We start from the raw sequence: 11,807 nt of genomic DNA, 5'->3' as shown, positions 1-11,807 counted from the left end.
AGCCGGGGCGCTGCGCTCGTGGGCCTCTTCCACTTTGTTCTGCGGGTTCGCACCGAGCAGGGCAGGGCCCGCCCCCTGGACGAGAATGCAGGCCTGATCGCCGACCGCCTGGTCGGCGAATGCTTGCAGCCCAGGAGATGCCCATGTCCGACCCGCTGGTGTCCCTATCCGACCCGCTGGTGCTGGTGGCCGATGCCGGCCCGGTCCGTACCCTCACGCTCAACCGGCCCGCTGCCCTCAACAGCTTCACCGGCGCCATGCACGCGCAACTGCGTGAAGCGCTGGATGCCGCGGCTGCCGACGGCAGCGTCCGCGCGCTGGTCCTCACCGGGGCCGGTCGCGGCTTCTGTGCCGGCCAGGATCTCAACGACCCCGGCATGGCGGCCGGCCCCGATGGCCACGTCGACATCGGTGCGGTCATCGAGGCGAACTACAAGCCGCTCGCGCAGAAGATCCGCGCCATGCCGGTGCCGGTCATCGCCGCGGTCAACGGCGTGGCCGCCGGCGCCGGCGCGAACCTGGCGCTGGGCTGCGATCTGATCATCGCCGCCCGCAGCGCCAGCTTCATCCAGGCCTTCTCCAAGATCGGCCTGGTGCCCGATTGCGGCGGCACCTGGCTGCTGCCTCGCCTGCTGGGCCGCGCCCGCGCCCTGGGGCTGGCGCTCACCGGCGACAAGCTGCCGGCAGAGCAGGCCGAGCGCCTCGGGCTGATCTGGCAATGCGTCGATGATGCAGCGCTCATCGACACCGCCACGGCCCTGGCCCAGCGGCTGGCCGCGATGCCGGTCAAGGCCCTGGCCGCCACGCGCCAGGCCTTCGACGAGGCCGCGCAGATGAGCATGGACGATGCGCTCTCGCTCGAGGCCCGCGTGCAGCGCGAGCTGGGCCGCGCGGCGGACTTCGCCGAGGGCGTGGCGGCCTTCCAGCAAAAGCGTGCACCACAGTTCAAGGACCGCTGAATGACGACGACAGACCCGCAGCGGCTGGCCGAGGCCGTGCGCGATGCGATGTGGCGTGACGACCGTGCCTCCCAAGGCCTGGGGATGCAGGTGCTGGCCATCGGCCCGGGCACCGCGACGCTCACGATGCCGGTGCGCGAAGACATGCTCAACGGCCACGACATCTGCCACGGCGGCCTCATCACGACGCTGGCCGATTCGGCTTTCGCCTTTGCCTGCAACACCTGCAATGAAGTCACGGTGGCCTCGGGCTTCGATGTCAACCTCGTCACCGCCGCCCGTCGGGGCGACGTGCTGACCGCCGAGGCGCGCGAGGTGCATCGCGCGGGCCGCACCGGCGTCTACGACGTCGAGGTGCGCAACCAGCGCGGCGAGCGCGTCGCGGCCTTTCGCGGCCGCTCCTACACCCTCAAGGGCCGCCACGTGGTGGACCCGTCGACCCTGGCCTGACGCTCCAACCCTCCCGCCGACATGACGAACCGCCTCCGGACCTTGCTGTGCCTGACGGCCACCGTGCTGGCCACCACCGCCTTCGTGGCTGCAGCCGCCGACGAACCGCTCAAGGAGCTGCCCTACACGCCGGGCCTGGACCTCCAGGCCATGGACACCGGCGCCTCGCCCTGCGTGGACTTCTACCAGTACGCCTGCGGCGGTTGGCTGAAGAACAACCCGATACCCGCGGACAAGGCGCGCTGGGACGTCTACGCCAAGATGGCCGAGGAGAACAAGCGCTTCCTCTGGGGCATCCTCGACACGCTTTCTCGCCAGTCCGAGGGCCGCTCGCAACCGCAGCAGCAGATAGGCGACCTGTTCGCCGCCTGCATGGACGAGCGGGCCATCGAGTCGGCCGGCGCTGCTCCGCTGAAGCCCTGGCTGGAGCGGATCGAAGCGCTGGCCGGCACTCGCGAGCTGCCGGCGCTGCTCGCCGAGCTTCACCTGGCCACCGGCGATGCAGGCTTCCTGTTCGGCTTCGGCCAGGGCCAGGACTTCGGCGATTCGTCGCGCGTCATCGCCTTCGTCGGCTCCGGCGGCATCTCGCTGCCCGATCGCGACTACTACCTCAAGGCCGATGCCCGCATGCGAAAGATGCGCGAGGACTTCGTGGCGCACGTGGCGCAGATGTTCCAGCAGCTGGGCAGCCCGCCGGCCGCCGCCCGTCGCGATGCGCTGGTCGTGCTGAGGCTGGAGACGGAGCTCGCGCGCCACACCCTCACCAAGGTGCAGCAGCGCGAGCCCAAGCGGCTGCACAACAAGTTCGATGCGGCGCGGCTGCAGAAGCTGTCGCCGCGCTTCGACTGGGCCGCCTACCTGCGTGCGCTCGGCGTGCCTGAGCTGCGTGAGTTCAACGTCACCGAGCCGGCCTTCGTGCGCGCCGTCGACCAGCTGCTGCGGACTCGGCCGCTGCCCGAGGTCAAGACCTACCTGCGCTGGCACGTGGCCCATTCGATGGCTCGGGTGCTGTCCGAGCCTTTCGTGCAGGCTGACTTCGCCTTCTTCAGCAAGACCCTGCGCGGCATCCCCGAACTCAGCCCGCGCTGGCAGCGCTGCGTGACCTTCACCGACCAGTTGCTGGGCGAGGCACTGGGCCAGGAGTTCGTCCGCCGGGCCTTCAGCCCTGATCAGAAGCGCCAGACCCAGCACATGGCGGAGCAGATCGAGCAGGCGATGGCCGCCGAGATCCGCTCGCTGGACTGGATGAGCGAGCCGACCAAGAAGAAGGCACTGGAGAAGCTTTCGACCCTGGTGAACAAGATCGGCTACCCCGAGCGTTGGCGCGACTACGGCCCGGTGAAGATCGCCCGCGACGATTTCATGGGCGACGTGCTGCGTGCGGTCGAGTTCGAGCAACGCCGGCAGCTCGCCAAGATCGGCCAGCCGGTCGACCGCGGCGAGTGGAGCATGACGCCGCCGACCGTCAACGCCTACTACGACGCGCAGAAGAACGACATCAACTTCCCGGCCGGCATCCTGCAGCCGCCGCTGTTCGACCCGAAGATGGACGACGCGCCGAACTACGGCAACACCGGCGCGACCATAGGCCACGAGCTGACCCACGGCTTCGACGACGAAGGCCGGCAGTTCGATGCGCAGGGCAACCTGAAGAACTGGTGGGCTCGCGCCGACGAGAAGGCCTTCAACCAGCGCACCCAGTGCCTGGTCGACCAGTACGCGAAGTACACGGTCATCGACGACATCAAGATCAACAGCCGGCTCACGCTCGGCGAAGACCTGGCGGATCTCGGGGGCACCGTGCTGGCGCTCATCGCCTGGAAGATGGAGGTCACGACCAAGGGCCTGCCCGGCGACCGCGACGGCTTCACTCCCATCCAGCGCTTCTTCATCGGTTTCGCCCAATGGGCCTGCGAGAACGTGCGGCCCGAGGAGGCCAGGGCGAACGCCCTGACCGATCCGCATTCGCCGGGCCGCTGGCGCATCAACGGGCTGGTGGTGAACTTCCCGGAGTTCGAGCAGGCCTTCGCCTGCAAGCCCGGCCAGCCGATGGCGCCGGTCAAGCGCTGCAAGGTCTGGTGAGGCGCGGGGCGAGGACGTTCTCAAGCAAATGTGGCTTTGCCACTTTGCTTGAATTCCCTTGGGGGTGGGCCGGGCGCAGGCAGGCCCCGGTGGCACTCAGTAAGTCCAGCGCAGCGTGACCAGCAGGTTGCGCGGAGCGCCGCGGTAGCTCTGCGCCCACAGCAGGCTGGTCAGGTAGCTCTCGTCGGTGGCATTGCGCAGGCTGGCGGTCAGGCTCAGGTTCTTGTGGAACTCGTAGCCGGCCATCAGGTCGAGCAGGGCATAGGCATCCTGGCGCGCGGTGCCGTTGGAGATTTCGCTTTGCCACTTCACGCTGGCGCCGAGCTTGAGCGCCGGCAGCATGGGCAGGCGGTAGCTCGTGCTGGCGCGCAGCGTGCGGCGCGGGACATAGGTACGCACGTCGTGGCCGTCAGGGTCCTTCAGCGCCAGCAGGGTGTAGCCGGCGCTGAGCTCCCAGCCCTGGGCGATCTGGCCGGCCACGTCCAGCTCGAAGCCGGTGGAGGTGGCGTCTACGCCACTGTAGTAGGAGCGGCCGTTGGCCCAGCCTGCGTAGACGGCGGTGTTGTCCTGCCGGGTCTGGAAGACAGCCGCCGAGCCGGTCAGCTTTCCGCCCAGCCACTCTCCCTTGGCGCCGAGCTCGGCGTTGCTGCCTTCAATCGGGTCCAGCGTCTTGTTGCTGACGTCTGTCTGGTACTGCGGATTGAAGATGGCCGTGTAGCTGCCGTAGACCGAGTAGCCGGGCGCCAGGTCGTAGACGATGCCGGCGTAGGGCGTGGTCCTGGTCTTGGCGAAGTCGTGGGCTTCGCCGTACTGCTCCCCCACGCTGGTGGTTCGGGTCAAGGTCGCGCCGGCGAAGACCTTCAAGTCGTCGGCCAGGTTCAGGCGGGTGGCGGCATACAGGCTGGCCTGGCGGTTCTTGAAGTGCGCGTTGCCGGTGATGCCTTCGTCGAAGGCAGGGCGGGCAAAGCTGCCGGCGAGCATCTCGTCTTCGGTCAACGGCAGGCCGACGTCGTCGTCGCTCGAATGCATCTGGTTGATGCTCTGGCCGCCGCTGAAGCCCAGCATCAGCTCATGGCGGCGCCCGGCGAGCGTGAACGGGCCGGTGGCGTGGACATCGCCGATCCACTGGCGCTCGGTGTGGCCGTACCTGGACGGGTAGCTGAACAGGCCCTCGCCGGTGCTGGCGTCCGGATCGCCGTAGAGGTAGAGCAACTCGGCGTCCGAAGCGATCAGGCGGCGCGTGAGCGTGGCCTTGGCCTGCCAGTCGCCGGGCAGTTGATGGGTGAGCTCGGCGAAGGCCTGGCTGTCCTCGCTGGCCCAGTAGGTCCAGCTGGTGCCGGTGCTGGCCGAGCGGTCGTAGTTCGTCGGCGTGCCGTCGCTGTACGCCAGGGGCAAGGCGCCCCACATCGTGCCGCGGGGCAGGTTGTATTGGCGCGAGATGCCGGCGGCCAGCAGCGTGTTGTCGGTGAGGTCGGCCTCGACCACGCCGCCCGCCACGCTCTTCTTCAGCGAATAGCGGGCCAGCCAGGAATCCTTCTCCTCGCCCGCGACGATGAGTCGTCCGCGGACGCTGCCGGCGCTGCCCAGCGCGCCGCTGACGTCAGCTTCCGCCCGGCGGTCGTTCCAGGAGCCGAGCGTCAGGGCGGCGGAGGCCTGGAAGTGGGCGGTGGGCCGCTTGCGCACGAAGTTGACCGTGGCCGACGGGTTGCCCGTGGCGGTGACGAGGCCGTTGGCGCCGCGCAGGATCTCGACCCGGTCGTGGAGCACGGTGTCCAGGTCGCCGAGCTGGTCGCCGGTGGCGAAGGGCAGTCCGACGCCGTCGACCTGGAAGTTCGAGACCTCGAATCCGCGCACCGAGAAGTAGCTGCGGTCAGGTTCCACCCGCTCGACGTTCACGCCGGTGGCCAGCGACAGCAGGTCGTTCACGTTGGCGAGGCTGAAGTCCTGGACGACGGCGTGAGTGAGCACGGTGATCGATTGCGGGGTCTCGCGCGGCGACAGGTACATCCGGGTGGCCGTGCTGGTCGAGCGCACGGCGAAGGCGTCGGTGCCCTCGGTGGCCGCATCGGCCCGTGCGCTGACGGTGATGGCGGGCAGGGGCTGCACGGCGCCGCTGGAGGCCCCGTCAGGCCCCGCTTGCGCCTGGCCATGCGCGGGCAGGGTGGCGGCCAGCGCGAGAGAAAGAAGTGCGGACGAGGACAGGGCCGGCGGCACGGGGACTCCTTGGATGGCGGCTCCAGGGCAGGGAGCCGGATAGCGCGGGAGGCGGCGGCGGCGCTGGGGAAGTGACGGTGGCGCAGCTTAACGCAAATGAGAATCAGTCGTAATAGCCGGGAATGATCGCCATCACCTGCGGAACGTGAGCTGTGGCCGGTTACGGCCGATTACATCCATCCTCCTGGGGTAATCGGCATTGCCCGCCACCCGGCCGCGGGCGATACAGCAGCCCGACGCGGCCGTTCCCTCACGAAGGGGGCGGGTCCTCAAGGCAAGAAGCACAAGGAGTGGAAGGATGGGAAGTGCAGTTCGTCGCGGCATCGCGTCATGGCCGCGCAGTGCCTGGTTGTGTCTGCTGGCCGCCGCCGGGTGCTTCGCGCCGGTGGCCTCGACACAGGCCGCGCCGGGCCTGACGCTGGGAGCCATCGTGCCCCAGAGCTGGCCGCATCCGAACGAGGGCGAGGAGATCCTGCTGGGCATGCAGCTGGCGATCAAGACCTGGCCTGGCCAGCCGGCCCCCACCCTCATCGTCAAGGACAGCGCCTGCGACCCGCGCAAGGCCGAGGCGGCCGCCCGCGAGCTGCTGGCGGCCAAGGTGGACCTGGTGCTGGGCAGCTGGTGCGCCATCGGCACCGCTCCGAAGGTGGTCACCGAGGCCGGCGTGCCCTATGTGTCTGCCAACGCCGAGCGTCTGGCCAAGCCGCCCGAAGGCCTGCTGCAGCTCGGTCGCATCGAGGTCTACGCAGCCGAGCAGATCGCGACGAAGCTCCGGGCGGAGACGGGGCTGCGCATTTCGGCGCGCACGTCCTGCTGGATGGATTTCGAGCCCATCGTCTTCAGCCAGTACGACGGCGTGCTTTGCCCCGTTCTCGGCCATGACAAGGCCCGTTGGGAACAGGCGGAGGCGACCTACACGGCGGCCCTGCGCAAGCCCTTCACCCTGTCTGCCGCGCGCGGCTATGCCGCCATGGAGGTCGCGCTGGCGCAGTTGCGGCGCGTTCGCAGTGGGGCCAAGGGCCACGGCGAGCCCATCGTGACGATCTTCGGCCCGCTGCCTTCGGCCGACGCCCCCGCGCCTCCAGATGCCCTGCAACTGGTCTTCGCCCAGCAGTTGCCCAAACTGGCGCCGCGCGAGCAGTCGGCGGTCAGCCAGTTGTTGCAGGTCCGCAGCTGTGCCTGCGTGCCGGAAGGCAACTGCCCGAAGACCGGCCCCTGGGCCGACCAGCCCTTCGTGGTGCGCGGCCACTCGGCCCGATGCCCGGTGCTGGCGTCGAACGCGGGGCCTCACTAGCGCTCACAGGCCCGCACCCCCGGGGCTCAGTCCGCGCGCTCCCCGAATGCAAATCCGGTGCGTTGCTGCTTGGCGCGGTACATCGCGGCATCGGCCACCCGAAACAGGGCCTCGGCGTCGTCCGCGTGCGTCGGAAAGATCGCCACGCCGATGCTCGGCCGCACCCTGAGCTGCACGCCGTTGACCATCAAGGGAGCCGACACGGCTTCGATCAGCTTGCGCGCCAGGCGTGCGAGCTGGGGGCCGCTCAGCGGCCCTGCGGGCAGGCAGGCGAACTCGTCGCCGCCCAGGCGGCAGGCCACGTCGCCGGCGCGCAGGGCGCGGTTCAGCCGCGCCGCCACGATCCGAAGCACCGCGTCACCGGTCGCGTGGCCATGGTGGTCGTTGATCTCCTTGAACCCGTCCAGGTCGAGGTAGAGCAGGCCCGCCTGGGTGTGGCGGGCCGCTGCCACGCCCAGCGCCTCAGCCAGCCGTTCCTGGCAATGGCGCCGGTTGGGCAGGGAAGTCAGGTCGTCGTGCAGGGCCTGGTGGCGGGCATCCAGTTCGCCGGCCTGGCTGTCCTGCGCCTCCAGCAGGGCTCGGGCCCATTGCCCCTTGGCATGGTTCAGTTCGCGTTCCAGCCCGTCACGCTCACCCGCCACGAGCGTCATGCCTTCACGCAGTCGCCCCAGCGCGGCCGCGCATTCGAGCGCGAGCGTGTGGATGCGGCGAGCGGAAGGCCGTGACCGTTCGTCGACGGGAATCGCGTCCAGGATGGCGCTCAGGCGCCCGGCGACGGCCTCGAATTGCTCCGTGAGAGCGAGCGCCGCCGCGCCGCTCGAGCCTGCCGCATTCAGGCCGGGAGTGACGACGGAAAAGGGCCGGGAGTCCGGGCTGTCGACCAGCAGGCTGGTCGCGTCCGGGCCGTGACGCTCGTCGCGGGTGCTGAACGGGGCGCGGTCGGAGCTCAGCATCGTTGGCCTGTCGCGCGCTCGATGTCGCGAGTGGATCTGCGGGTCACGTTCCTCCCTCGTGCAAACGGCAGTCCATCCGACTGCCGCAGGCAGAGCTTGCCGGCGGCGGCGACTGCGCACCGTGCGTCACCGAACATAACGTCGAACCACGCGGCCTGTGCCTGGCGCCGCCTGCAGGCCGGATCAGCCCAGGTAACGGGCATAGACGCTGCAATCGGCGGCATAGCAGCTGCAGGCGGCGGCCTCTAGCGCCGCGCGGTCGAGCACGCGGACCTCACCCCGCCGGTAGGTGATGAGGCCTTCGCGCTGCAAGACTCCTGCCGCCACCGTGACCCCGACGCGGCGGATGCCGAGCATGCAGGCCAGGAACTCGTGAGTGGCATGGAAGTTGTCTGCATGGGCCCTGTCCTGGCTCATGAGCAGCCAGCGCGCGAGCCGTGGGCCGACGAGGTGGTAGTGCAGGCAGGTCGTGTTGCGTGCCAGTTGAGCCGTTCGCACGTAGTGATAGCGCTGGAGGTTTCGTTGCAGCACCTCGCTGCGCGCGAGCTCGGCGAGGAAGTCGGCGGAGCGCATGCGCCAGGCCTCGCCCGCTCCCTGGACCAGGGCGCGCAACGGGGCCACCGCGACGCCCAGGCTCACGGACGCGCCCAGCACCCCTTCGCGACCGACCATGCCCACCTCCAGCCCGGGGTGTCCATCCATCAGCGCCAGGAGCGAGACGAAGCCGTGAACCGGGAAATAGACGTGGCGGATGTCCTGGCCCGCATCGCACAGCACCTCCTCCAGCACCAGGTCGACGCGCTCGCAGGAGGCCAGCAGGCGTTGGCGTGCCCTGGGCGGCAGTTGCTGGAGGAGGTGGTTTTCGGCGTGGGGCACATCGGTCTGCGCAACGCGGCAGCGGGGAAACGGGGCGATCGCTCTGCCGTCAAGGCCGCCCAGTCAGGCGTCGATCGATCGAGGCCGAGTCTGGCATCCGGGCGGCCACCGGCACTGTCTGCCAGCGCACACAGCTGACGATCGCTTGCTGTGTGCGGTGGCGGACAGACTCGCAGGCACCTTGGCCCCACCCTGACGGCGGTCCAGCAACGAGCGCTGGCGGATCAGCTGAAGGAGTCCATCATGTCCAAGGGACAACGCGGGAACAAGGAAGCCAAGAAGCCCAAGAAGCCTCCGGAGCCCAAGCCGGTGACCGCCGGGGGCCAGGCGGCGCGGCTGGCCGATACGGTGGCCGCGGCACCGCTCAAGAAGTAGCGCGGGGAACCCCGTCGGCCGGTTTTCGGGCGCCGTGCCAAGGTGCCGAAGCCGGGGGCTCTTGCCCGTGCGCTCGCGGGGCGAGGGCAGGGTCGTGGAACGGGGCTGGTGAAAACCCTGTGACCTTTGCCTTGCGTCAAAAGGCGACGTGCGCTTATGATTTACCGACCGTTCGGTAGATTAATTCCGGCGGCCCACCGGAGACGCCACGCATGCCCGTCAAGACGCCCCGCCCCGGCGAGCTGGAGGCCATAGAGACCGCCAGCCGAGACGAGATCTCGGCGCTGCAGCTGCAGCGCCTGCAGGCCACCCTGGCGCGGGTGTACGAGCACGTGCCCCACTACCGCGCGGCGTTCGACGCCAAGGGCGTTCATCCTGCGGATTGCAAGGCGCTGGCCGACCTGGCGAAGTTCCCCTTCACGACCAAGCACGACCTGCGCGCCAACTACCCGTTCGGCATGTTCGCCGTGCCGCGCCAGCAGGTGGCGCGGGTGCATGCCTCTTCGGGCACCACCGGCAAGCCGACGGTGGTGGGCTACACGAAGAACGACATCGAGATGTGGGCCGGCCTGGTGGCCCGCTCCATCCGCGCCGCCGGCGGCCGCGCCGGCGACATCGTCCACATCGCCTATGGCTACGGCCTGTTCACCGGCGGCCTGGGCGCGCACTACGGCGCCGAGAAGCTGGGTTGCACGGTGATCCCGATGTCCGGCGGGCAGACCGAGAAGCAGGTCCAGCTGATCCGCGACTTCCAGCCTGACATCATCATGGTCACGCCCAGCTACATGCAGGTGATCATCGAGGAGTTCCGCCGCCAGCAGCTGGACCCGCGGGAGATGTCGGTCAAGGTCGGCATCTTCGGCGCCGAGCCCTGGACCGAGGCGATGCGCGCGCAGATCGAGGCCGATGCCGGGATCGACGCGGTCGACATCTACGGCCTGTCCGAAGTGATGGGCCCGGGCGTGGCCAGCGAGTGCGTCGAGAGCAAGGACGGCCCGGTGATCTGGGAGGACCACTTCCTGCCCGAGATCATCGACCCGGAGACCGGCGAGGTATTGCCGGAAGGATCGGAGGGCGAGCTCGTCTTCACCTCGCTGACCAAGGAGGCCTTCCCGATCATCCGCTACCGCACGCGCGATCTGACGCGACTGCTGCCGCCCACCTCGCGCGCCTTCCGTCGCATGGGCAAGATCGTCGGCCGCTCCGACGACATGCTCATCATCCGCGGCGTCAACATGTTCCCGAGCCAGGTCGAGGAGCTGGTGCTGCAGACCGAAGGGCTGTCCGGCCAGTACCAGATCGTCGTCACCCGCGAGGGCACGCTGGACGAGGTGCAGGTGCTGGCCGAGGTGCTGCCGTCGCACGCCGCGGCCGATCGCGAGGCGCTCGGCAAGCAGCTGCAGCACCGCATCAAGACGCTGATCGGCGTCAGCACTCGCGTGGCCGTCGGCGCGCCCGAATCGATCGAACGCACGCTGGTCGGCAAGGCCCGCCGCGTCATCGACAAGCGGCCCCGCTGATGTCTGCCCCGCAGGCTTCGCTTGCGCGCCCCGAGGGGGCCGGGGCACCCGCAGTTCAACTTTCTCACTGAGGAGACCCTCATGTACACCCAGGCGATGGACACCGCGCCGAAGGAAGAGCGCAAGGCCGTGCGCTCGGCCGAAGAGGCCGTGCTGGACGAGCGCTTCGAGGCCCGCATCGACGAAGGCGCCTTCATCGAGGCCAAGGACTGGATGCCCGAGCACTACCGCAAGACGCTCGTGCGCCAGATCAGCCAGCACGCGCATTCCGAGATCGTCGGCATGCTGCCCGAGGGCAACTGGATCACCCGAGCGCCCTCGCTCAAGCGCAAGACCATCCTGCTGGCCAAGATCCAGGACGAGGCCGGCCACGGGCTCTACCTGTATTCGGCCGGCGAGACGCTGGGCACGAGCCGCGACGAGATGCTCGCCGCGCTGCATTCAGGCAAGGCCAAGTACAGCTCGATCTTCAACTACCCCACGCTGACATGGGCCGACGTCGGCGTGATCGGCTGGCTGGTCGACGGCGCGGCGATCATGAACCAGATCCCGCTGTGCCGCTGCTCCTATGCGCCGTATGCGCGGGCCATGATCCGCGTCTGCAAGGAAGAGAGCTTCCACCAGCGCCAGGGCTTCGACTCGCTGCTGGTGATGATGAAGGAAGGCACGCCCGAGCAGAAGGCGATGGTGCAGGACGCGACCAACCGGTGGTGGTGGCCCAGCCTGATGATGTTCGGCCCGCCGGATGCCGAAAGCCCCAACACCGCGCAGTCGATGCGCTGGGGCATCAAGCGCCTGTCCAACGACGACCTGCGCCAGAAGTTCGTCGACGCCACCGTCCCCCAGGCCGAGCTGCTGGGCGTGACGCTGCCCGACCCGCTGCTGAAGTGGAACGAAGAACGCCAGCACCACGACTTCGGCCCCATCGACTGGACGGAGTTCTGGCGCGTCGTCAACGGTGACGGACCGTGCAACCGCGAGCGCCTGCAGGCTCGGGTGAAGGCGTGGGACGACGGCGCCTGGGTGCGCGAAGCCGCACTGGCCCATTCGCGCAAGAAGCGGACCGCTGCCCAAGCTGCCTGAA

Annotated in this window: 10 protein-coding genes; 7 read left to right on the top strand and 3 right to left on the bottom strand. The window is 69.1% G+C overall.

From position 1 onward, the window contains the following. The first annotated feature begins 143 nt into the window (after positions 1–143). From paaG to ACS5PM_RS24565, 3 genes are read left to right on the top strand one after another with little or no spacing between them, the layout of a single operon-like run. Positions 144–959 carry a 2-(1,2-epoxy-1,2-dihydrophenyl)acetyl-CoA isomerase PaaG gene (gene paaG / locus ACS5PM_RS24575; protein WP_439390387.1) on the top strand — a complete coding sequence of 272 codons (816 nt, stop codon included), beginning with the start codon at positions 144–146 and terminating at the stop codon, positions 957–959. Then, positions 960–1,409, top strand: coding sequence for a hydroxyphenylacetyl-CoA thioesterase PaaI (paaI, locus tag ACS5PM_RS24570; protein WP_439390386.1), 450 nt, complete (start codon positions 960–962; stop codon positions 1,407–1,409). 21 nt (positions 1,410–1,430) lie between these two features. Beyond that, positions 1,431–3,491: a M13 family metallopeptidase gene (locus ACS5PM_RS24565; RefSeq protein ID WP_439390384.1), complete on the top strand. Its 2,061-nt coding sequence runs from the start codon at positions 1,431–1,433 to the stop codon at positions 3,489–3,491. A gap of 96 nt (positions 3,492–3,587) precedes the next feature. Here the strand turns inward: ACS5PM_RS24565 and ACS5PM_RS24560 are convergent, their stop codons facing one another. Next, positions 3,588–5,705: a TonB-dependent siderophore receptor gene (locus ACS5PM_RS24560; RefSeq protein WP_439390383.1), complete on the bottom strand. Its 2,118-nt coding sequence runs from the start codon at positions 5,703–5,705 to the stop codon at positions 3,588–3,590. Positions 5,706–6,003: 298 nt separating this feature from the next. Between ACS5PM_RS24560 and ACS5PM_RS24555 the strand changes: the two genes are divergently transcribed. Continuing rightward, positions 6,004–6,999, top strand: a complete 996-nt coding sequence (locus ACS5PM_RS24555; protein WP_439390382.1) for a type 1 periplasmic-binding domain-containing protein — start codon at positions 6,004–6,006, stop codon at positions 6,997–6,999. Between the two features lie 26 nt (positions 7,000–7,025). On the opposite strand, the gene ACS5PM_RS24550 is transcribed toward ACS5PM_RS24555, so the two are convergent. Beyond that, the gene (locus ACS5PM_RS24550; protein WP_439390381.1) at positions 7,026–7,952 is read right to left on the bottom strand and encodes a diguanylate cyclase domain-containing protein; all 927 of its coding nucleotides are present in this window, start codon (positions 7,950–7,952) and stop codon (positions 7,026–7,028) included. Between the two features lie 183 nt (positions 7,953–8,135). Beyond that, a complete protein-coding gene (locus ACS5PM_RS24545; protein WP_439390380.1) occupies positions 8,136–8,828 on the bottom strand; it encodes a Crp/Fnr family transcriptional regulator in 693 nt (230 codons plus the stop codon). Between the two features lie 243 nt (positions 8,829–9,071). On the opposite strand from ACS5PM_RS24545, the gene ACS5PM_RS24540 reads away from it, so the two are divergent. From ACS5PM_RS24540 to paaA, 3 genes are all read left to right on the top strand, one after another. Beyond that, positions 9,072–9,203, top strand: coding sequence for a hypothetical protein (locus ACS5PM_RS24540; protein ID WP_439390379.1), 132 nt, complete (start codon positions 9,072–9,074; stop codon positions 9,201–9,203). A 212-nt stretch (positions 9,204–9,415) separates the two neighbouring features. Next, the gene (paaK, locus tag ACS5PM_RS24535) at positions 9,416–10,723 is read left to right on the top strand and encodes a phenylacetate--CoA ligase PaaK (RefSeq protein ID WP_439390378.1); all 1,308 of its coding nucleotides are present in this window, start codon (positions 9,416–9,418) and stop codon (positions 10,721–10,723) included. An 81-nt stretch (positions 10,724–10,804) separates the two neighbouring features. Beyond that, entirely contained in the window at positions 10,805–11,806 is a 1,002-nt protein-coding gene (gene paaA, locus ACS5PM_RS24530; protein ID WP_439390377.1) for a 1,2-phenylacetyl-CoA epoxidase subunit PaaA, read from the top strand. The last annotated feature ends 1 nt before the right edge of the window (position 11,807 follow it).

It is taken from the genome of Ideonella flava (assembly GCF_051857595.1).
Taxonomy (GTDB): Bacteria; Pseudomonadota; Gammaproteobacteria; order Burkholderiales; family Burkholderiaceae_C; genus Ideonella.
The sequence above is the reverse complement of the archived record's forward strand: the minus strand, read 5'-3'. Positions and strand labels throughout refer to the sequence as shown.